The organism is Streptomyces sp. NBC_01092 (assembly GCF_045039535.1).
In the GTDB taxonomy this organism is placed as follows: Bacteria; Actinomycetota; Actinomycetes; order Streptomycetales; family Streptomycetaceae; genus Streptomyces.
In genome coordinates this window covers 6349089-6369080 of record NZ_CP108659.1, presented here as the reverse complement: position 1 = coordinate 6369080, position 19992 = coordinate 6349089, and the positions used below count along the sequence as shown (strand labels likewise).

The window sequence follows — 19992 nt, the reverse complement described above, 5'->3', positions numbered from 1 at the left end:
CTGATACGGGGGCCTGGGGGTCGGCGGGGCCCTGTGGGTGAGGGCCCCGCCGGACTCCCGTCAGACCTCTTCGACGCTGCTCGGCTCGCGCCGGGACAGGTCGATGCCGAGCTCCTCCGCTGCGCGGAAGACGTCCTCGTCGGTGTCACGCATCTCGATGGACATACCGTCGCTGGACAGCACCTCCACGTTCAGGCAGAGCGACTGCATCTCCTTGATGAGCACCTTGAAGGACTCGGGGATGCCGGGCTCGGGGATGTTCTCGCCCTTGACGATGGCCTCGTAGACCTTCACGCGGCCGGTGACGTCGTCGGACTTGATGGTCAGCAGCTCCTGGAGGGCGTAAGCGGCGCCATAAGCCTCCAGCGCCCACACCTCCATCTCACCGAAGCGCTGGCCACCGAACTGGGCCTTACCACCCAGCGGCTGCTGGGTGATCATGCTGTACGGGCCGGTCGAGCGGGCGTGCAGCTTGTCGTCGACCAGGTGGTGCAGCTTCAGGATGTACATGTAACCGACCGAGATCGGCTCCGGGAAAGGCTCACCCGAGCGGCCGTCGAACAGCGGCGCCTTACCGGTCGGGAGCACCATGCGCTCGCCGTCGCGGTTCGGGATCGTGTGCTCCAGCAGACCCGCGAGCTCGTCCTCACGCGCACCGTCGAAGACGGGGGTGGCGACGTTGGTGCCCGGGGCGACCTGGTCGGCCTCGATGGCCTGCAGGCGCTGCGCCCACTCCTCACCGAGACCGGAGACGTCCCAGCCACGGCTGGCGAGCCAGCCGAGGTGGATCTCCAGGACCTGTCCCGGGTTCATTCGGGACGGCACACCCAGCGGGTTGAGGATGATGTCGACCGGAGTTCCGTCCTCGAGGAACGGCATGTCCTCGATGGGCAGGATCTTCGAGATGACACCCTTGTTGCCGTGACGGCCGGCGAGCTTGTCACCGTCCGTGATCTTGCGCTTCTGCGCCACGTAGACACGAACCAGCTGGTTCACGCCCGGCGGCAGCTCGTCGCCCTCTTCACGGTCGAAGACGCGGACGCCGATGACCTTGCCGATCTCGCCGTGCGGGACCTTCAGCGAGGTGTCACGGACCTCACGGGCCTTCTCACCGAAGATGGCGCGCAGCAGGCGCTCCTCCGGCGTCAGCTCGGTCTCACCCTTGGGCGTGACCTTGCCGACGAGGATGTCACCGGCGACGACCTCGGCACCGATCCGGATGATGCCGCGCTCGTCGAGGTCGGCGAGGACCTCCTCGGAGACGTTCGGGATGTCCCGGGTGATCTCCTCGGGGCCGAGCTTGGTGTCACGGGCGTCGACCTCGTGCTCCTCGATGTGGATCGAGGAGAGGACGTCGTCCTGCACGAGGCGCTGCGACAGGATGATCGCGTCCTCGTAGTTGTGACCCTCCCACGGCATGAACGCCACGAGCAGGTTCTTGCCCAGCGCCATCTCGCCGTTCTCGGTGGCCGGACCGTCGGCCAGGACCTGGCCGTCGATGATCCGGTCGCCCTCGTTGACGATGACCTTCTGGTTGACCGAGGTGCCCTGGTTGGAGCGGGCGAACTTGGCCAGGCGGTACGTGATGTACGTGCCGTCGTCGTTGGCGGTGGTGATGTAGTCCGCGGAGACCTCCTGGACGACACCCGCCTTCTCGGCCTTGACCACGTCGCCGGCGTCGACGGCGGAGCGGTACTCCATGCCGGTGCCGACGAGCGGGGACTCGCTCTTGATGAGCGGCACCGCCTGACGCATCATGTTCGCGCCCATGAGGGCACGGTTGGCGTCGTCGTGCTCGAGGAACGGGATCATGGCGGTCGCGACCGACACCATCTGGCGCGGCGAGACGTCCATGTAGTCCACGTCGTCACCGGCGACGTAGTCGACCTCGCCGCCACGACGGCGGACCAGGACGCGGTTCTCGGAGAAGCGCATGTCGTCGTTCAGGCCGGCGTTGGCCTGCGCGATGACGAAGCGGTCCTCCTCGTCGGCGGTCAGGTAGTCGACCTCGTCGGTGACCTGGCCGTCGATCACCTTGCGGTAGGGGGTCTCGACGAAACCGAACGCGTTGACCCGGCCGTACGAGGCGAGCGAGCCGATCAGACCGATGTTCGGGCCTTCGGGCGTCTCGATCGGGCACATGCGGCCGTAGTGCGACGGGTGCACGTCACGGACCTCGAAGCCGGCCCGCTCACGGGAGAGACCACCCGGGCCAAGAGCCGACAGACGGCGCTTGTGGGTGAGACCCGACAGCGGGTTGTTCTGGTCCATGAACTGCGACAGCTGGCTGGTGCCGAAGAACTCCTTGATGGAGGCGACGACCGGCCGGATGTTGATCAGGGTCTGCGGCGTGATCGCCTCGACGTCCTGAGTCGTCATGCGCTCACGGACGACGCGCTCCATACGAGCCAGACCCGTGCGGACCTGGTTCTGGATGAGCTCGCCGACGCTGCGCAGACGACGGTTGCCGAAGTGGTCGATGTCGTCGGTCTCGACGACGATCGTCTGACCGCTGTCGGCGACCGTCTCGGTCTCACCCGCGTGCAGCTTGACCAGGTACTTGATCGTCGAGATGACGTCCTCGACGGTCAGGATGCCCGCGTCCAGCGGAGCGTCCGCACCCAGCTTCTTGTTGACCTTGTAGCGGCCGACCTTGGCGAGGTCGTAACGCTTCGGGTTGAAGTAGAGGTTCTCAAGCAGCGTCTGCGCGGCCTCACGGGTCGGGGGCTCGCCCGGACGCAGCTTGCGGTAAATGTCGAGCAGCGCGTCGTCCTGGCCCTGGGTGTGGTCCTTCTCCAGGGTGGCGCGCATCGACTCGTACTCGCCGAACTCCTCGAGGATCTGCTCGGTGGTCCAGCCGAGCGCCTTGAGCAGGACGGTGACGGACTGCTTGCGCTTGCGGTCGATACGGACACCGACCATGTCGCGCTTGTCGATCTCCATCTCCAGCCAGGCACCCCGGGACGGGATGATCTTGGCGGAGAAGATGTCCTTGTCGGACGTCTTGTCGATGGAGGAGTCGAAGTAGACACCGGGGGAACGGACCAGCTGCGACACCACGACACGCTCGGTGCCGTTGATGACGAACGTGCCCTTGTTCGTCATGAGCGGGAAGTCGCCCATGAAGACCGTCTGGGACTTGATCTCACCGGTCTCGTTGTTGGTGAACTCCGCCGTCACGAAGAGCGGGGCGGCGTAGGTGAAGTCGCGCTCCTTGCACTCGTCGATCGAGTTCTTCGGAGGCTCGAAGCGGTGGTCGCGGAACGTCAGCGACATCGACCCGGAGAAGTCCTCGATCGGAGAGATCTCCTCGAAGATCTCCTCCAGACCGGACTTGGTGGGGACGTCCTGACCGGACTCCAGAGCCGCCTCGACCCGACTCTGCCAGGCGGTGTTCCCGAGCAGCCAGTCAAAGCTCTCGGTCTGCAGCGCGAGCAGGTTGGGAACCTCGAGGGGCTCCTTGATCTTTGCAAAGGAGATGCGCAGCGGGGCGGTGCTGGCGCCGTTGTTCATATTCGCGGTCGAGGCGTTGCGCGAGGCGGCCAAGAGGGGGTCCTTCCGAGGGCTCGGACTCACTACGCGCGTACCGGCCCCTCACCGGCGCACAGAGACAGGGGGTTCCTTCTCCGACCAAAGAATGGCCAGGTCAGGGATGGTCCGGTCATCGGTGCTCAAGCGAGGGCATGCCCCTGGTGACGGGCAGGGGACAGCTAACAGGCAGCGCAAAGGGTCAGTGTAGCCACTTGGCACACTGATGTCCAGTCCGGGTTTTTCGCGACCCTCGTTGTTCTCAACGCCCTCGGCCTGCTTGCCCTCAATGCAGGTTGATACTGCCCTCTTCGTCGCCGATCCATGCCTCGGATTCGGATCCTTGTGGCGACGCGTCCTGAGAATTGCGCGCTGCGTGCGGTTCGTCAAGGCCCCCATGCCCGAACCGAGGACGGCCCGGAGACACGATGAAGATCACCATACCCCCCGCCGTAGCGGGCGCAAGGTAACCGTGGCCGCGCCCCCAGGAACGCCGAAGAGCGACCACCCGAATGGATGATCGCTCTTCGGTGCGACTGCGTTACAGCCTCAGGAGGCTGCTTTCAGCAAGCGCGACGGTCGTGCTCGACCGAGAGGTGTTACTTGACCTCGACGGAGGCGCCGGCGCCCTTGAGGGACTCGGCGGCCTTCTCGGCGGCGTCCTTGGCGACCTTCTCGAGAACGGGCTTGGGGGCGCCGTCCACGAGGTCCTTGGCCTCCTTCAGACCCAGGGAGGTCAGCTCACGCACGACCTTGATGACCTGGATCTTCTTCTCGCCGGCGCCGGTGAGGATGACGTCGAACTCGTCCTTCTCCTCCTCGGCCGGGGCGGCGGCGGCCGGACCGGCCGGGCCCGCAACGGCGACCGCGGCGGCGGCGGTGACGTCGAACTTCTCCTCGAACGCCTTCACGAACTCGGAGAGCTGGATGAGGGTCATGCCCTCGAACTCGGCGAGCAGTTCGTCCTGGGTGAGAGCCACGATGGCTTTCCTTCCACTAATTTCGGCTGGTGCCGGGATGTACATGTCTGGCGGGCGTACGTTCGGCCCGCTACGACCTCTGCCTCAGGCGGAGCGCCTCAGGCGGCGGTCATTTCGCGAGCCGAGTTACTCGGCACCGCCCTGCTCGTCCTGCTTGGCACGAAGCGCGTCCACGGTGCGGACGAGCTTCGACGGGAGCGCCTGGAAGACCTGAGCAGCCTGCGTCTGCTTGCCCTTCATGGCGCCCGCCAGCTTGGCGAGCAGAACCTCGCGGGACTCAAGGTCCGCAAGCTTCTTGATCTCGTCGGCGGACAGCGCCTTGCCGTCAAGGACACCGCCCTTGATGACGAGGTTCGGGTTGTCCTTGGCGAAGTCACGAAGACCCTTCGCCGACTCCACCGGGTCACCGGTGACGAAGGCGACCGCCGTCGGACCGTTGAACAGGTCGTCGAGCGTGTTGATCCCGGCCTCGTTGGCCGCAATCTTGGTCAGCGTGTTCTTCACCACGGCGTACTGGGCGTTCTCACCGAGCGAACGACGCAGCGTCTTGAGCTGCGCCACGGTGAGACCCCGGTACTCGGTCAGCACGGCGGCGTTCGAGCTGCGGAACTGCTCCGTCAGCTCGGCTACCGCGGCAGCCTTGTCGGGCCTTGCCATAGAGCGTCGGCCTCCTTCCGGGTGATGGGACCGCTCGGAAGGGGCTGGGTAAACGAAACGCCCCGGCGCAGGCGCACGGGGCGTAGCTCAACCGGGCATTCGTAGCGTGAGCAGCGAACTCCGGGAGCACTTCCACGGTCACCTGCGCGGGTCGTCCGCAGTTCAGCGGATCCTTCGGCCACCGCGCTCTCTGACGAGCGCACGGCAACGACCAGCGGTCTTTGGCTTCTGTAGGAGAGTACGGGACGCGATCGCCGTCAGGCAAATCGGTCCCTACGGCCGTCAGCTCCCGTTCTTCTCCAGCGGCTTGCGCAGGTCCGCCGTGTCGTCGGGGCGGGGTGCGCGGACGGTCACGGACTTGCCGTAGTCGAGGATGGTGAGGGTGAGGTCGAGCGCACCGTGCCGGCCGAAGCCCTGGGTGCGCACCCGCTTGACGCGGTCGTCGCCGTCGATCCAGACGTCCAGGGTGAGCTCGTCCACGCCCGCCTTGTCGTACTGGTCGAGACTGCGCTCGCGTCCCTCCCGGGTGGCCTTGTCCTCGATCTCCTTCAGCGAGGCACGGAGATCGTCGATGGCGGCCGTTCCCGCGTAGTGCGTGGTGTCGGTGCCGTCGGCCTTCTCGTCGCCGACCTTCTTCACGTCCTGTGCGGTGGCCAGGAACGCGGCCTCCCGGGCCGGGTTGCGGCCTACCTGGTCGCGCAGGCTGCCGACGTCCATGCGCAGGCCGCTGTCCGTGGTGAAGTTCGCGGCCGGGCCGTAGCTGATCCAGTGCCGGCCGCCGATCCGCGCGACCATGTCGCTGGTCGCGCTGCCGTACAACACCCCGCCGACCAGACGCAGCTCGGTCGTGCCCCGCTCCTCGCCACTCAGGTTGGTCGTCCTGAGGCTGGCCACCACCGGCTTCGTACGGACGGTCCCCTCGTCGGCTATGCGCCCCCGCTCCGGGAACTGTCCGGTCACCCGGTAGTGCAGCGACGTGACGCTCTCGGTCTTCTCCACGGCCCGCGTGACGGCGTCGGCGGCCGATGAGCCCGCGGCGGGCTGCTCGGCGCCGGATCCCGTCCCGCAGCCGGCGAGGAGCAGCGCGGCGGCGGGCAGAGCGGCACGGGCAGCGGCGCGTACGGAAAGCCTCAATTGATTCCCCCCAAGGAACACATGGCCGGTGCGGGGTCGGCGCACGGCAAGATCGGGAGCGTAGCCCAGGAGTGCGGCAGCGGTCCTGCGAATACCTGTGCGCCGAGATCTACGAGGTGCCGCCGAGGGTCCCTTCCTTCAGCAGCTCCTCCAGGTCCGCGGTGTCCCCGGCCGGCGGCTTCTCGACCGTGGCCTGCACGCCGTAGTCGCTGTAGTAGGCGGTCTGGGTCAGCTGCCCCGTGGCTGTGCGGCCCTTCTCGACCTTCTTGACCAGCAGGTCCCGGTCGTCGACCCATATGTCGACGGTCTGCGAGGTGGCGCCGGCCACCCGGACCGTGCCGGAGTAGCGCGTGGTGCGCTCGCCGCTCACCTTCTCCTCACCGACCTTGCGCACGTCCGTGGAGGACAGCAGCAGCTTCACCGAGGTGTGCGGGGCGGTGCCGCGCATCTGGTCGGCGAGGTCGGCTCCGGAGCTGCCGGCGAGGCGCTCCAGGTCTTCGTAGGCGTACTTGATCCAGTGCTTGCCGTCGGCCTTCTCGGCGAACGCCTCGCCCATGCGCGCGTAGTAGGCGTCGGGGAGATAGCGGGCCTGCATCGACGTGGTGCCGAGGCGGCGCATCGTCTCGGCCGTGGTGCCGCCCGTGTACGTGATCGTCAGGGCGCCGGTGAGGTCGTCGTGCCAGGCGAGGGTGCCGTGGGCCTTCATGGACAGGGCCGAGCCGACCGTGGTCGTGGACTGAACGCGCGCGGAGTCGGCCCGGTCGGTGGACCGCTCGACGGTGCGCAGGGCGGCCGTCACGGCACGGGAGGGTGTCGGGCGGTCCCGCCCCTCGGAGCGGTCGGAGGAGGTGCAGGCGGCCAGGGCCGTCAGCGCGGTCAGCAGCGCGACCCAGAGCGCCGATCGGCGCGCCCTCGTGCTCGTCATCCGTCCCCCCTGAGCGAATCCCGTGAATGCACGTTAACCCAGGGCACTGACAAACGGACGGAGAGAAAGGGGACGGGCCCCGCACCCGGGAAGGGTGCGGGGCCCGTCGTCGAGCCTGGTGAGCCGTTGGCTCAGACCGCGGCCGGGTCCTCCTCGACGAGGAGGTTGCGGGTGCGGTTCGGGTCGACCGGAATGCCGGGGCCCATCGTGGTGGTGATGGCGGCCTTCTTGATGTAGCGACCCTTGGCGGCGGACGGCTTCAGACGGAGGATCTCGTCCAGGGCCGCGCCGTAGTTCTCCACCAGCTTGGTGTCGTCGAAGGACGCCTTGCCGATGATGAAGTGCAGGTTCGAGTGCTTGTCGACGCGGAACTCGATCTTGCCACCCTTGATCTCGGTGACAGCCTTGACGACGTCCGGGGTCACGGTGCCGGTCTTGGGGTTCGGCATGAGACCACGGGGACCGAGCACGCGGCCGAGGCGGCCGACCTTGCCCATGAGGTCCGGGGTGGCGACGACGGCGTCGAAGTCCAGACGCCCCTTCGCGACCTCGTCGATCAGTTCGTCGGAGCCGACGATGTCGGCGCCCGCGGCCTCCGCGGCCGCAGCACGGTCACCGGTCGCGAAGACCAGGACCCGGGCGGTCTTGCCGGTGCCGTGCGGAAGGTTCACGGTGCCACGGACCATCTGGTCGGCCTTACGCGGGTCGACACCCAGACGGAAGGCGACCTCGACGGTGCCGTCGAACTTGGTCGCGGACGTCTCCTTGGCGAGACGGACGGCCTCGAGCGGGGCGTAGAGCTTCTCCCGGTCGACCTTGGCGTCCGCAGCGCGGAGAGTCTTGCTGCGCTTGCTCACTACTGCTCCTGTGGTTTCTTAGGAGTTGTGGTCCGGGCCGAGCAGGCCCCGCCACTCACTTCTGCTTCGGGGGGTTGGGCTCAGCCCTCGACCGTGATGCCCATGGAACGGGCGGTGCCGGCGATGATCTTGGACGCGGCGTCCAGGTCATTGGCGTTGAGGTCGGGCATCTTGGTGGTGGCGATCTCGCGGACCTGCGCCTCGGTGATCTTGGCGACCTTGGTCTTGTGCGGCTCGCCAGAGCCCTTCTCCACGCCCGCGGCCTTGAGGATCATCTTGGCGGCCGGCGGCGTCTTGGTGATGAAGGTGAAGGAACGGTCCTCATAGACCGTGATCTCCACCGGGATGACCCAACCGCGCTGCGACTCGGTCGCGGCGTTGTAGGCCTTGCAGAACTCCATGATGTTGACGCCGTGCTGGCCCAGCGCGGGGCCGACCGGCGGCGCCGGGTTGGCCGCACCGGCCTGGATCTGGAGCTTGATAAGCCCCGTGACCTTCTTCTTCTTGGGAGGCATGCTCTCTCCGGGTCCTTAGTGAGAGGTGTTCCGCCGCCATCCGTACCGCTTGGCCACCTGGAACGGTGGACGTCCGGATCATCCGGATGGAGGCATACCGCACAACGATAACGGGAAACGCGTCAGGGCCAAAACCGGCAGCTCAGGCGCCCGGCCGCGCAGACCCCGGACAAGGCGAGTCCCGGCCGCCGCGCGACGGCCGGGACTCAGGGGGCGGGACGGGGTCAGCAGCGCTTGGCCGTGGTGGCCTGGCCCGGCACCGGGTCGCCGGGAGCGCGCAGGGTGCCGATGGCCGCCGTGCACTCGCTCACCGTGTCGGCGGGCAGGGACCAGAACTCCTGGCTGTTGGTGGCGTTCCACCAGTCCTGGCCCACGATCTCGTCACGGGCGTAGCTGTAGACGCCGGTGCTGACGTCGTAGTCCTTGATCTTGTCGCGGAAGCTCTGCCAGACCCAGACATAGCCGTAGTTGCTCTTGCACCTGGGCGAGTAGAACTGCTTCACCGAGGCCACGTGCGCGCCGCCTCGGTTGATGTAGGCGGTGGCGCCGATCTGGTAGGCGTCGGAACAGACCCCGGCCGCCTGCGCCTTGGTGCTCAGCGGGTTGCCCGCCTCCGACGGGGCGGCCGAACGGGCGGTCAGGTTCTGCTTGTTGGGCGACGGGGCGGGGCCCGTGCCGGCGACGGCGGAGGTCGTCGGCACGAGGACACAGGCGGACGCGGCCGCCACGACCAGGATGGTGCGAGCACGCATGAGGAAGTTCCCCCTACTTCTTGGTGACTGACTCGACGGGTACCGATTGCCCACGCGGGCAGCGCGCAGCCCAGGGCGAATCGCCACAAAGAGCTTGAGAACACCATGAAGAACGCTGTCCACGCGTTTCGGTCATCAAGTCAGACCGGCGGAGGCGCCCGATGGTTGTGGTGCAGCACACATTTATTGGGGACAGCTGGCCGGATACGTTCGGCGCGAGCGACGACGTATACGACGAAAGGGCCTCCCACCAGCGGAAAACCGCCGGTCGGGAGGCCCTTCGTGAGAGCTGCTGTGCCGCTAGTTCTTCTGAATCTGGTCGAAGGAGAGCTCGACCGGCGTCTCGCGGCCGAAGATCTCCACCAGGCCCTTGACCTTCTTGGAGTCGGCGTTGATCTCGTTGATCGTGGCCTGCAGCGTGGCGAACGGACCGTCCGTGACGGTGACCGAGTCGCCGACCTCGAAGTCCAGGACCTGGACCTCGACCTTGCGCTGCGGGGCGGGCTTGCCCTCGGCCTCGGCGGCCTCGCGGGCGGCCTTCTCCTCGGCCTCCGGGGCGAGCATCTTGACGATCTCGTCCAGGGTCAGCGGGTACGGGTCGTAGGCGTTGCCCACGAAGCCGGTGACGCCGGGGGTGTTGCGGACGACGCCCCAGGACTCGTTGGTCAGGTCCATGCGGACCAGGACGTAACCCGGGAGCTTGTTCTGCTTGATCGTCTTGCGGTCGCCGTTCTTGATCTGGACGACCTCTTCCTGCGGCACCTCGGCCGCGAAGATGTAGTCCTCGACGTTCAGCGAGACGGCGCGCTGCTCCAGGTTCGTCTTCACGCGGTTCTCGTAACCGGCGTAGGTGTGGATGACGTACCACTCGCCGGGAAGCGTGCGCAGCTCCTCGCGCAGGGCGGCGACGGGGTCGACCGGCTCGGCCTCCTCGTCGGCGGCCTCCTCGTCGGTGGCCTCTTCCTCGGTGGACTCGTCAGCGTCCTCGGCGTCCTCGACGTGCAACGCGGCCTCTTCGGCCGGCTCGCCCGCCTCGGCATCGGCAGCCTCGACCTCGTCCAGGTCCTCGTCCGCGCCCTCGACGATGTCGAGCTCGTCTTCCACGGACTCGTCCGGCTCGACGGCGTGGTTCAGGTTCTGGTCAGACACGGTGGCTGCTTCTTCCTGGATACAAGGGGTGGAACATGCGAAAAGGGGCGCCGGTAACCACGGCGCCCTTCGCTCTCGGCTCAGCCGAACACGTACTTGGCGGCGTGGTCGAGCCCATAGTCAATCACGGTCACCAGGCCGATCATGATGGCGACGAAGAAGATCACCACGGTGGTGTACGACGTCAGCTGATTGCGCGTCGGCCAGACGACCTTGCGGAGCTCCGCGACGATCTGGCGGTAGAAGAGGGCAAGCCGCTTCAGCGGACCCTTCTTCGCGCGCTTGCCACCCTTGCGGGCCTTCTTCTCCTGCGCCTCATCCTGGGCGTCAGGCGTGTCGATGGAGCCCACGGCGTCCGCCATTCGTCCTCACCTGAATCCCGGGTCGTGGCCGTGCCGCGCCCGGACCGAGCCGCACGGCGTTGCAATACTGTACGTACATGCGCACACATCCTGGCGATGGTGTGTGTAGCAGGGCCGGAGGGACTTGAACCCCCAACCGCCGGTTTTGGAGACCGGTGCTCTACCAATTGAGCTACGACCCTTTGTGTGTCCCCCAACGTACCGCATCCGGGCGAGTGCTCGCTGTGCACCGTTCGAGTGCGGCTGCTGAAGGCCAACGAGGTGAGAGTGTACGTGGTCCTGGGCGCGCCGTCGAACAGAAAGTGCCCGCCAGGGACTTGATACACGAAAGATCGACGGGCGCCGAACAGGGCCTCGACGCAAGATCGCCCAGGCCGGGGGCCCGATCCGGACGGATGTTCAGCCGGTGTTCAGTCCGTGAAACCCGCGTGCCGCCCGCGTTTCCGGTCTGAAACGATGGGTCCCATGAGCGCTGCAACCCCTTCGACCGAGCGCCGGGTCTCCGCCCGAGTCGGCGCGATCTCCGAGTCCGCCACCCTCGCCGTGGACGCCAAGGCCAAGGCCCTCAAGGCCGCCGGGCGTCCGGTGATCGGCTTCGGCGCCGGTGAGCCCGACTTCCCGACCCCGGACTACATCGTCGAGGCCGCCATCGAGGCCTGCAAGAACCCGAAGTACCACCGCTACACCCCGGCCGGCGGTCTGCCCGAGCTGAAGGCCGCGATCGCCGCGAAGACGCTGCGCGACTCCGGCTACGAGCCGGACGTCTCGCAGATCCTCGTCACCAACGGCGGCAAGCAGGCCATCTACGAGGCCTTCGCCGCGATCCTCGACCCGGGCGACGAGGTCATCGTCCCGGCGCCGTACTGGACGACGTACCCGGAGTCGATCCGCCTGGCCGGCGGTGTCCCGGTCGATGTCGTCGCCGACGAGACCACCGGCTACCGCGTCTCCGTGGAGCAGCTGGAGGCTGCCCGTACGGAGAAGACGAAGGTCGTCCTCTTCGTGTCGCCGTCCAACCCGACCGGCGCCGTCTACAGCGAGGCCGAGACCGAGGCGATCGGGCGCTGGGCCCTCGAGCACGGCCTGTGGGTGCTGACGGACGAGATCTACGAGCACCTGGTCTACGGCAACGCCGCCGCGGTCTCCCTGCCGGGCCTGTTCCCCGAGCTGCGCGACAAGTGCATCGTGGTCAACGGTGTCGCCAAGACGTACGCCATGACGGGCTGGCGGGTCGGCTGGGTCATCGGCCCGAAGGACGTGGTGAAGGCCGCGACCAACCTCCAGTCCCACGCGACGTCCAACGTCTCGAACGTGGCGCAGGTGGCCGCCCTCGCCGCCGTCTCCGGCGACCTGGACGCCGTCGCGAAGATGGGCGAGGCCTTCGACCGCCGCCGCAAGACGATCGTGCGGATGCTCAACGAGATCGACGGCGTGCTCTGCCCGGAGCCCGAGGGCGCCTTCTACGCGTACCCGTCGGTGAAGGCCGTGCTCGGCAAGCAGATCCGCGGCAAGCGCCCGCAGAGCAGCGTCGAGCTGGCCGAGCTGATCCTGGAGGAGGCCGAGGTCGCGGTCGTCCCAGGTGAGGCCTTCGGCACGCCTGGCTATCTGCGGCTGTCGTACGCGCTGGGTGACGAGGACCTCGTCGAGGGCGTGAGCCGGATCCAGAAGCTGCTGGCGGAGGCCAGGGACTGACGTCCGCCTCCTGCCATGGGGGCACCACCTCCGGATTTCCGGAAGTGGTGCCCCCATTTGTTTGTGCGAGCAAGACCACTAAAGGGGAAACCGCTACCGGGACGGTGCGGACGTGCGGCAGGATCCTGGAATGGAGCGTGTACGTGATGTCTCTGAACTGCCGAAAGCCCATCTGCACCTGCACTTCACCGGCTCGATGCGGCCGGCGACCCTGCTGGAACTGGCCGACAAATACGGTGTGCGCCTGCCCGAGGCGCTGACCGACGCACTGACCAGTGGGGAACCGCCGAAGCTACGGGCGACGGACGAGCGCGGCTGGTTCCGCTTCCAGCGGCTGTACGACGCGGCACGCTCGTGCCTGCAGCGGCCGGAGGACATCCAGCGGCTGGTCAGGGAGGCCGCGGAGGAGGACATCAAGGACGGCTCGGGCTGGCTGGAGATCCAGGTCGACCCGACGTCGTACGCCCCCCGGCTGGGCGGTCTGATCCCGGCGCTGGAGATCATCCTGGACGCGGTGGAGACGGCGTCGCGGGACACGGGCCTCGGGATGCGCGTCCTGGTCGCCGCGAACCGGATGAAGCACCCCCTGGACGCCCGCACGCTGGCGCGGCTCGCGGTGCGGTACGCCGAGCGGGGCGTGGTCGGCTTCGGGCTGTCGAACGACGAACGCCGGGGCATGGCAAGGGACTTCGACCGCGCCTTCCACATCGCCCGCGAGGGCGGCCTGCTGTCGGCCCCGCACGGCGGCGAGCTGACCGGCCCGTCCTCGGTCCGGGACTGCCTGGACGACCTGCACGCGAACCGGATCGGCCACGGGGTGCGGGCGGCCGAGAACCCGCGGCTGTTGAAGCGCCTCGCCGAAAAGGGCGTGACCTGCGAGGTGTGCCCCGCCTCGAACGTCGCCCTCGGCGTCTACGAGAAGCCCGAGGACATCCCGCTGCGGACCCTGTACGAGGCCGGCGTCCCCATGGCCCTCGGCGCCGACGACCCCCTGCTCTTCGGCTCGCGTCTCGCCGCCCAGTACGACCTCGCGCGCCGCCACCACGCCTTCACGGACGAGGAGCTGGCGGAACTGGCCCGGCAGTCGGTGCGCGCGTCGGCGGCGCCGGAGGAGATGAAGGGCAAGCTGCTGGCGGGGGTGGACGACTGGCTCGCCTAGGCCCCGCCGGTCGGCGACGCGGGCGATTCGGCCGACGGCGTCGGCCGGTCAGTCGGCGATCCCGGCGAGCAGCGTGCGGGCCAGCCGGGCGGCGAACTCGTCCACCGGCGGCCGCACCGCCTCCCTGGTCGCGTCATAGGCGAACGCCCGCTGCGCGCAGGCCCCCATCAGCAGCGACGCCGCCGCGAACGTGTCCGCGTCCGTACGGACCCGGCCCCTCTCCTGCTCGGCCCGCAGGTAGGTGTCGAGCTCCTGGATCGGCACGTGCGGGCCCGCCCCCATCTGCCGTACGGCCTCGTCGTGTCGCCGCTTGAGCTCGGTCTGCGCATACAGCGAGGCGGCGATCGGGAAGCTCTGCTCGTAGAACAGCGCGGCCTGGCGGGCGATCTCGGTGAGGTTCTCCTCCAGGGAGTGCCGACCGGGCTCGGCCGCGAGGCCGCTGAGCAGCGGGCGGAGCGGGGGCAGCCGCTCGGTGAGCACCTGGATGAAGAGCTCCTCCTTGCTCGCGAAGTGCTTGTACAGCGCCGCCTCGGAGCACCCGGCCGCCCGCGCGATCTCCTTCGTCGTGGCCCGTGCCAGCCCGACCGTGAGCATCAGGTCGTGGGCGGCGTCGAGCAGTCGAACGCGGGTGGGTCGGTTTTCCATGAAGTCTCCAATCGCCCTTGACGGGTGGGTGAGTACTTACTCACTCTAGAGGAGAAGGGGGTGAGTGAATACTCACCCACCAAGTTCTGACCCATCAGTTCTCACCCATCCCTTCTCACCCATCACTTCTCACCCACACGGGAGACCTCATGAAACTCACCGTCTTCGGTGCCACCGGAGGCATCGGCAAGGAGATCGTCCGCCAGGCGCTGGACGCCGGTCACGAGGTCACGGCCGTCGTACGGGACCCTGCCCGCTTCCCCGTCACCGGGGACCGTCTGGAGGTGTTCCGCGCGGATCTGACCGACCCGCAGGCCTTGCGCCCCGCCGTCGCCGGACGGGACGCGGTGCTGTCCGGGCTCGGCGCCCGCAGCCGCAAGGACGCCGGGATCGCGGCGCGTCTGACGCGTACGGTGCTCGGTGCCCTGGAGGCCGAGGGGGTGCGGCGGCTGGTCGTGGTGAGCGCGGCGCCGGTCGGCCCCGAACCGGAGGGCGACGGGTTCGCCGACCGGGCGGTGCGCGGCATCGTCTCGGCCGTCCTCAAGGACATCTACACCGATCTGCGCGAGATGGAGGCGGAGTTGGCCCGCAGCGCCACGGACTGGACGGCCGTACGGCCGCCCCGCCTTCAGGACAAGCCGCTCACCGGCTCGTACCGGAAGGTCGTGGGCGGGTTCCCGGTCCGGGGCCGCTTCCTGGGGCGCGCCGATGTGGCGCACGCCATGCTGGCGGCGGTCGGCGACCCGGCCACGGTGAAGCAGGGCGTGGGCGTCGCCTACTGAGGGCCGCCCGAAGGACCCGGCGAGACGGGGTTACAGGCTGACGCCGACCGTCACCGGCTCGTTGACCAGCGTGATGCCGAAGGTCTCACGCACACCGGCGACGACCTCGCGGGCGAGCGCGAGGAGGTCCTCGGTGGTCGCCTCACCGCGGTTGGTGAGGGCGAGGGTGTGCTTGGTGGAGATACGGGCGGGGCCCGTGCCGTACCCCTTGGTGAAGCCGGCCTTGTCGATGAGCCAGGCCGCGGAGGTCTTGGTGCGCCCCTCCCCTGCCGGGTAGGCGGGCGGCGCGACGCCCTCGCCGAGGTGCTCACGCACGCGCGCGTGGAACGCCGCGAACTGCTCGTCGGTGAGGATCGGGTTGGTGAAGAAGGATCCGGCCGACCAGGTGTCGTGGTCCTCGGGGTCCAGGACCATGCCCTTGCCGGTACGCAGCTTCAGCACCGTCTCTCGAGCGGTGGCCAGGGGCACGCGGTCGCCCACCTCGACGCCGAGGGCGCGGGCCGTCTCGGCGTACTTGACGGGGGCGGAGAGCCCGTCGGCGTCCTCCAGGCGGAAGCGGACGCGCAGGACGACGTAGCGCTCGGGGTCGGCCTTGAAGCGGCTGTGGCGGTAGGAGAAGCCACAGTCGGCGTTCGGGATGACGACCGTCTCGCCGGTCCGGCGGTCGTAGGCGATCACCTCGGTGATCGTCGAGGAGACTTCCTGGCCGTAGGCTCCGACGTTCTGGATCGGCGTGGCGCCCGCGGAGCCGGGGATTCCGGCGAGGCACTCGATCCCGGCGAGCCCGGCCTCGACGGTGCGGGCGACGGCTTCGGTCCACACCTCGCCGGCGGCCAGTTCGAGCGCGGTGCCGTCCAGCTCGAAGCCCTTCGTGGCGATGACGAGTGCGGTGCCCGCGAAGCCCTTGTCGCCGATGACCAGGTTCGATCCGCCGCCGATGAGCAGCAACGGGGTCCCGGCGGCATCGGCCTCGCGCACCGCGTCGATCACCTCGGCGTCGGTGGTGGCGGTGACCAGGCGGGTGGCGGGGCCGCCCAGCCGGAAGGTGGTGAAGGGGGCGAGGGGAGCGTCGTGGAGTTCCTGCACGCGCTCAAGACTACGAGACGGCACCGACAGCCCCGGCACCCCTGTGGAGTGCCGGGGCCGATGCGCGCTCCACGCGCGCGTGCCGTTCAGGTCAGCCGTCGGAACGCCTCCGTCCAGTCGAGCGGGAGCTCGTCGCTCGACACCTGCCAGGTGGCGAACTTCGCGTCCAGCATCTGGGCCGACAGACCTCGCGAGGTCGGGGCGTGGGTGCCCGAGCGGGCGAAGTCCTTCAGCGCCGCGGGCGACTCCCAGGCGGACAGCGTCCAGAAGGTCCGCTTGAAGGGCTCGGCCTTCAGGGAGGCCCCGTACGCGCCGGGCGCCCGGCTCACCTGCCGCCACACGCCCGGCGTACGGGCGAGGAAGCGGAGCGCTCCCCAGAGGGTGTGGGTCTCGAAGCGGGAGGCGAAGACATGCACCTCGGTGCCGTGCGGTGCGGGGTTCGGGACGGTCCAGGGAAGGGTGGGCATGATTCCTCCTCATGGTTTCGGGGGTCGGCCGGCGGTCAGTGCGCTGCCGTCTCCAGCACGGGCTCCGATGCCTGCTCGGTCGGGCCCGCGGCCGCGCCGCCACGCCGCCGCGACGGGATCACCAGGGCCGCGAGGCCGGCGACGGCGACGACCGCGGCGCCAGTGACCAGGGCGGGCTGCAGGCCGTCGACGAAGGTCTGGCCGGTCTCGTAGCCGCCCTGTACGGAGAAGATCGACGCCATGACGGCGATGCCGAGCGCGCCGCCGACCTCGCGCAGGGCGTTGTTCGCGCCGGAGGCGACGCCCTGCTCCGAGGCCCGGACGCTGGACATGACCAGGTGGGCGGCCGGGGCGAAGAACAGGGCCATGCCGACGCCGCTGATGATCAGGCCGGGCAGCTGGGCGGCGTAGGAGACGTCGACGGTGACCACGGACGCCAGGTAGGCGAGGCCGGCGGCCTGGAGGAACAGTCCGGTGGCGACGACGGGCCGGCCACCGATGCGGTCGGCGAGGATCCCGGCGATCGGCGCGACGAGCATCGGCATGCCGGTCCACGGCAGCATCCGCAGCCCCGCCTCGGTCGGCGAGTAGCCGAGCACGCCCTGCATGTACTGGCTGAGCAGGAAGATCGACCCGAACATGCCGAGGAACATCAGCATGCTCGCGGCGTTGATCCCGGAGAAGGCCCGGGAGCGGAAGAGCCGCATCGGCAGCATCGGGTTCTTGGCGCGGGTGCTGTACAGGACGAACCCGACGAGGAGCGCGCCGCCGGCGAACAGGCCGGTCAGGACGAGACGTCCGGTCCAGCCGTCGGCCGGGCCGCGCACCAGGCCGTACACGATCCCGAACAGGCCACCGCTGGCGAGCAGGGTGCCGGGGATGTCGAGCGGGGCGCCGGTGCCGTGCGACTCGGCGAGGCGCAGGCGGGCGAGCGGCAGCAGGGCGAGGCCGAGCGGAACGTTCAGCCAGAAGATCCACTGCCAGGAGATGTGTTCGGTGAGGGCACCGCCGATGAGCGGCCCGGATGCGATCGCGAGCCCGTTGACGGCGCCCCAGATGCCGTACGCCATCCCGCGCTTGGCCACGGGCACGGCCGCGGTCAGCAGGGTCAGCGTCAGCGGCATCATGATCGCCGCGCCGGCGCCCTGCACCGCGCGGGCGGCGATCAGGGAGTCGATGCCGGGCGCGAGGGCCGCGGCGGCGGAGGCCACGGTGAAGATCGAGATGCCGACGAGGAAGAGCCGGCGACGGCCAAAACGGTCGCCGAGGGCCGCGCCGAACATCAGCAGGACGGCGAAGGTGAGTGTGTACGCACTCACCGTCCACTCCAGGTCATGCAGCGCTCCACCCAGGTCCTTGCGGATGGAGGGCAGTGCGGTGGTGACGACGAGGTTGTCGAGCGCGGCCATGAACCCGGCGACGCTGGTGATGACGAGGGCCCATACGGCCCCGCCCGGGCGGGCTGTCCGCGCGTTCTGATCGGTGTGGTGTGACATCGCTTCCCCTGGGGTGATGCATTCCGCTTGAACGAGTAGTTCGCGGATAGTTATTGATCACTAACTTTGGCGTTCATAAAAAGGCAGGGCGACCCTCGCCACCCCGCTCCTACTCCCGCTCCTCGTCCCGCCCTGTCAGGTCCATCCCCGCCCAGACCCGGTGATCCGGCGGAAAGCCCATGGCCACCAGGCAGTTGATGAGCATCCCGTACGCCATGAAGGTCGTCGTCTGACCGACGTCGGCCCCCAGCGGCAGATGGACGGTGTCCCACAGGCGGGTCCAGCCGGCCCGCACCGCCTCGCCGAACTCGTGGTCACCCTCCTGCTCGGCGGCCGCCACGGCGAGGTACATCTGCATCTGCATCATCAGCTGCTCGGGCTGCTCCGAGACGACCTTCCGGTAGGCGGCACCCATGGCGTGCAGGGCCTCTTCGCCCTCCACCCCTTCGGCGGCCTCCTCGAACATCCGGATGGTGTCCTCCACGCAGCGTCGGGACGCCGCGAGGAAGATCGCCTTCTTGCCCGGGAAGAGCCTGAAGAGATACGGCTGCGAGACACCGACCCGCTTGGCGATCGCCTCGGTGGAGGTGCCGTAGTAGCCGCCGCGGGCGAACTCGGTCATCGCCGCACGGATGACGCTCTCGCGCCTCTCCTCTGCACTCATCCTGACCATATAGCTAAGTTAGTACTCAATCACTAACTTAGTCAACAGGGTGCCGGCAGGAACACGTAAGGGGCGCCCCACCATGGAGAACGCCCCTTACCTCACGGCACGCGCGTGCCGTTCACGCGAGCTGTACGACCGCCCGCGACATGCCGAGCACCTTGCGGCCCTCGCTGACCACGGTCAGGTCCACACGGACCCTGTTGTCGTCGAGCATGGCCGCGACCTTGCCGCTGACCTCGATCGTGGCGCCCTGGTCGTCGTTCGGCACGACGACCGGCTTGGTGAACCGGACGCCGTACTCGACAACCGCCGCCGGGTCGCCGGTCCAGTCGGTGACCACACGGATCGCCTCGGCCATGGTGAACATGCCGTGCGCGATGACGTCCGGCAGCCCGACCTCCTTGGCGAACTTCTCGTTCCAGTGGATCGGGTTGAAGTCCCCGGAGGCGCCCGCGTACTGGACGAGCGTGGCACGGGTCACGGGGAAACTCTGGGCGGGCAGCTCGGTGCCGACCTCGACGTCACTGTACGCAATCTTCGCCGTCATAGCCGCTCAGCCCTCCCCTTCTTCGGCATCCGCCCCGCGGGCCACGAGCTTCGTCCAGGCGGTCACGACGTGCTCGCCCGCCTCGTCGTGGACCTCGCCGCGGATGTCCACGATCTCGTTGCCAGCCATGGACTTGACGGCCTCGATGGTCGAGGTGACGGACAGCCGGTCGCCGGCGCGCACCGGCCGGGTGTAGGCGAACTTCTGGTCACCGTGCACGACCCGGCTGTAGTCCAGGCCCAGCTGGGGGTCCTCGACGACCTGTCCGGCTGCCTTGAAGGTGATCGAGAAGACAAAGGTCGGCGGGGCGATCACATCCGGGTGACCGAGCGCCTTGGCGGCCTCCGGGTCGGTGTACGCCGGGTTGGTGTCCCCCACGGCCTCCGCGAACTCACGGATCTTCTCCCGGCCCACCTCATAGGGCTCGGTGGGCGGATAGCTCCGCCCCACGAAGGACTGGTCGAGCGCCATGGCTCGGTACCTCCTGCTGTCTGCTGCGGTTGACCTGCTGGCTGCCGGGCGGAACCGACCGGTAACCGGGCCTGAAACGACGCGAGGCCGCCCCCACTGTGGGGGGCGGCCTCGCGTACGA

General features: G+C 68.6%; 20 protein-coding genes and 1 tRNA gene. 3 read left to right on the top strand and 18 right to left on the bottom strand.

The window, feature by feature from the left end:
* Positions 1-60 precede the first annotated feature (60 nt).
* The 11 genes from rpoB to OG254_RS29095 all read right to left on the bottom strand — a co-directional run bounded on the left by rpoB (position 61) and on the right by OG254_RS29095 (position 11041).
* The gene (gene rpoB, locus OG254_RS29145; RefSeq protein ID WP_351199089.1) at positions 61-3546 is read right to left on the bottom strand and encodes a DNA-directed RNA polymerase subunit beta; all 3486 of its coding nucleotides are present in this window, start codon (positions 3544-3546) and stop codon (positions 61-63) included.
* 581 nt (positions 3547-4127) lie between these two features.
* Positions 4128-4511, bottom strand: a complete 384-nt coding sequence (rplL, locus tag OG254_RS29140) for a 50S ribosomal protein L7/L12 (protein WP_351199185.1) — start codon at positions 4509-4511, stop codon at positions 4128-4130.
* Positions 4512-4634: 123 nt separating this feature from the next.
* Positions 4635-5165: a 50S ribosomal protein L10 gene (gene rplJ / locus OG254_RS29135; RefSeq protein ID WP_351199091.1), complete on the bottom strand. Its 531-nt coding sequence runs from the start codon at positions 5163-5165 to the stop codon at positions 4635-4637.
* Positions 5166-5447: 282 nt separating this feature from the next.
* Positions 5448-6299, bottom strand: a complete 852-nt coding sequence (locus tag OG254_RS29130) for a hypothetical protein (protein ID WP_405587367.1) — start codon at positions 6297-6299, stop codon at positions 5448-5450.
* Positions 6300-6408: 109 nt separating this feature from the next.
* Positions 6409-7224 (bottom strand): hypothetical protein, encoded by an 816-nt coding sequence (locus OG254_RS29125; protein WP_405587365.1) that lies wholly within the window; start codon positions 7222-7224, stop codon positions 6409-6411.
* A gap of 131 nt (positions 7225-7355) precedes the next feature.
* Complete coding sequence (rplA, locus tag OG254_RS29120; RefSeq protein WP_405587362.1) at positions 7356-8081, bottom strand: 50S ribosomal protein L1; 726 nt, start codon at positions 8079-8081, stop codon at positions 7356-7358.
* 80 nt (positions 8082-8161) lie between these two features.
* A complete protein-coding gene (gene rplK / locus OG254_RS29115; RefSeq protein ID WP_016645192.1) occupies positions 8162-8596 on the bottom strand; it encodes a 50S ribosomal protein L11 in 435 nt (144 codons plus the stop codon).
* Positions 8597-8820: 224 nt separating this feature from the next.
* Complete coding sequence (locus OG254_RS29110) at positions 8821-9348, bottom strand: hypothetical protein (protein WP_405587358.1); 528 nt, start codon at positions 9346-9348, stop codon at positions 8821-8823.
* Positions 9349-9648: 300 nt separating this feature from the next.
* Entirely contained in the window at positions 9649-10497 is an 849-nt protein-coding gene (gene nusG, locus OG254_RS29105) for a transcription termination/antitermination protein NusG (RefSeq protein ID WP_351199100.1), read from the bottom strand.
* An 80-nt stretch (positions 10498-10577) separates the two neighbouring features.
* Positions 10578-10859 carry a preprotein translocase subunit SecE gene (gene secE / locus OG254_RS29100; RefSeq protein WP_351199102.1) on the bottom strand — a complete coding sequence of 94 codons (282 nt, stop codon included), beginning with the start codon at positions 10857-10859 and terminating at the stop codon, positions 10578-10580.
* A gap of 109 nt (positions 10860-10968) precedes the next feature.
* Positions 10969-11041, bottom strand: a tRNA-Trp gene (locus OG254_RS29095).
* A gap of 283 nt (positions 11042-11324) precedes the next feature.
* Here OG254_RS29095 and OG254_RS29090 point away from each other — a divergent pair.
* Together OG254_RS29090 and OG254_RS29085 are read left to right on the top strand one after the other, a co-directional pair.
* Entirely contained in the window at positions 11325-12551 is a 1227-nt protein-coding gene (locus tag OG254_RS29090) for a pyridoxal phosphate-dependent aminotransferase (protein ID WP_351199104.1), read from the top strand.
* Positions 12552-12681: 130 nt separating this feature from the next.
* Positions 12682-13710: an adenosine deaminase gene (locus OG254_RS29085; RefSeq protein ID WP_351199106.1), complete on the top strand. Its 1029-nt coding sequence runs from the start codon at positions 12682-12684 to the stop codon at positions 13708-13710.
* A gap of 48 nt (positions 13711-13758) precedes the next feature.
* On the opposite strand, the gene OG254_RS29080 is transcribed toward OG254_RS29085, so the two are convergent.
* The gene (locus OG254_RS29080; RefSeq protein ID WP_351199108.1) at positions 13759-14355 is read right to left on the bottom strand and encodes a helix-turn-helix domain-containing protein; all 597 of its coding nucleotides are present in this window, start codon (positions 14353-14355) and stop codon (positions 13759-13761) included.
* 149 nt (positions 14356-14504) lie between these two features.
* Between OG254_RS29080 and OG254_RS29075 the strand changes: the two genes are divergently transcribed.
* On the top strand, positions 14505-15137 hold the full coding sequence (locus OG254_RS29075) for an NAD(P)-dependent oxidoreductase (RefSeq protein WP_405587354.1): 633 nt from the start codon (positions 14505-14507) through the stop codon (positions 15135-15137).
* Positions 15138-15167: 30 nt separating this feature from the next.
* Here OG254_RS29075 and OG254_RS29070 read toward each other — a convergent pair whose 3' ends face one another.
* The 6 genes from OG254_RS29070 to OG254_RS29045 all read right to left on the bottom strand — a co-directional run bounded on the left by OG254_RS29070 (position 15168) and on the right by OG254_RS29045 (position 19871).
* A complete protein-coding gene (locus tag OG254_RS29070) occupies positions 15168-16223 on the bottom strand; it encodes a UDP-N-acetylmuramate dehydrogenase (RefSeq protein ID WP_405587351.1) in 1056 nt (351 codons plus the stop codon).
* Positions 16224-16309: 86 nt separating this feature from the next.
* A complete protein-coding gene (locus tag OG254_RS29065) occupies positions 16310-16690 on the bottom strand; it encodes a DUF3291 domain-containing protein (RefSeq protein WP_405587348.1) in 381 nt (126 codons plus the stop codon).
* A 35-nt stretch (positions 16691-16725) separates the two neighbouring features.
* A complete protein-coding gene (locus tag OG254_RS29060; RefSeq protein WP_405587346.1) occupies positions 16726-18186 on the bottom strand; it encodes an MFS transporter in 1461 nt (486 codons plus the stop codon).
* A gap of 109 nt (positions 18187-18295) precedes the next feature.
* Positions 18296-18859, bottom strand: coding sequence for a TetR/AcrR family transcriptional regulator (locus tag OG254_RS29055; protein WP_405587343.1), 564 nt, complete (start codon positions 18857-18859; stop codon positions 18296-18298).
* A gap of 112 nt (positions 18860-18971) precedes the next feature.
* On the bottom strand, positions 18972-19400 hold the full coding sequence (locus OG254_RS29050) for a MaoC family dehydratase (protein WP_405587340.1): 429 nt from the start codon (positions 19398-19400) through the stop codon (positions 18972-18974).
* Positions 19401-19406: 6 nt separating this feature from the next.
* Positions 19407-19871, bottom strand: coding sequence for a MaoC family dehydratase N-terminal domain-containing protein (locus tag OG254_RS29045; protein ID WP_147995129.1), 465 nt, complete (start codon positions 19869-19871; stop codon positions 19407-19409).
* Between the last annotated feature and the right edge of the window lie 121 nt (positions 19872-19992).

What these genes read in the sequence shown, in the direction of transcription:
- OG254_RS29125 (WP_405587365.1), bottom strand. Translation starts at nt 7,224, where the DNA reads ATGACGAGCACGAGGGCGCGCCGATCGGCGCTCTGGGTCGCGCTGCTG.
- rplJ (WP_351199091.1), bottom strand. Translation starts at nt 5,165, where the DNA reads ATGGCAAGGCCCGACAAGGCTGCCGCGGTAGCCGAGCTGACGGAGCAG.
- OG254_RS29060 (WP_405587346.1), bottom strand. Translation starts at nt 18,186, where the DNA reads ATGTCACACCACACCGATCAGAACGCGCGGACAGCCCGCCCGGGCGGG.
- OG254_RS29110 (WP_405587358.1), bottom strand. Translation starts at nt 9,348, where the DNA reads ATGCGTGCTCGCACCATCCTGGTCGTGGCGGCCGCGTCCGCCTGTGTC.
- OG254_RS29055 (WP_405587343.1), bottom strand. Translation starts at nt 18,859, where the DNA reads ATGGTCAGGATGAGTGCAGAGGAGAGGCGCGAGAGCGTCATCCGTGCG.
- OG254_RS29090 (WP_351199104.1), top strand. Translation starts at nt 11,325, where the DNA reads ATGAGCGCTGCAACCCCTTCGACCGAGCGCCGGGTCTCCGCCCGAGTC.
- OG254_RS29080 (WP_351199108.1), bottom strand. Translation starts at nt 14,355, where the DNA reads ATGGAAAACCGACCCACCCGCGTTCGACTGCTCGACGCCGCCCACGAC.
- OG254_RS29075 (WP_405587354.1), top strand. Translation starts at nt 14,505, where the DNA reads ATGAAACTCACCGTCTTCGGTGCCACCGGAGGCATCGGCAAGGAGATC.
- OG254_RS29085 (WP_351199106.1), top strand. Translation starts at nt 12,682, where the DNA reads ATGGAGCGTGTACGTGATGTCTCTGAACTGCCGAAAGCCCATCTGCAC.
- OG254_RS29045 (WP_147995129.1), bottom strand. Translation starts at nt 19,871, where the DNA reads ATGGCGCTCGACCAGTCCTTCGTGGGGCGGAGCTATCCGCCCACCGAG.
- OG254_RS29065 (WP_405587348.1), bottom strand. Translation starts at nt 16,690, where the DNA reads ATGCCCACCCTTCCCTGGACCGTCCCGAACCCCGCACCGCACGGCACC.
- rplK (WP_016645192.1), bottom strand. Translation starts at nt 8,596, where the DNA reads ATGCCTCCCAAGAAGAAGAAGGTCACGGGGCTTATCAAGCTCCAGATC.
- OG254_RS29050 (WP_405587340.1), bottom strand. Translation starts at nt 19,400, where the DNA reads ATGACGGCGAAGATTGCGTACAGTGACGTCGAGGTCGGCACCGAGCTG.
- secE (WP_351199102.1), bottom strand. Translation starts at nt 10,859, where the DNA reads ATGGCGGACGCCGTGGGCTCCATCGACACGCCTGACGCCCAGGATGAG.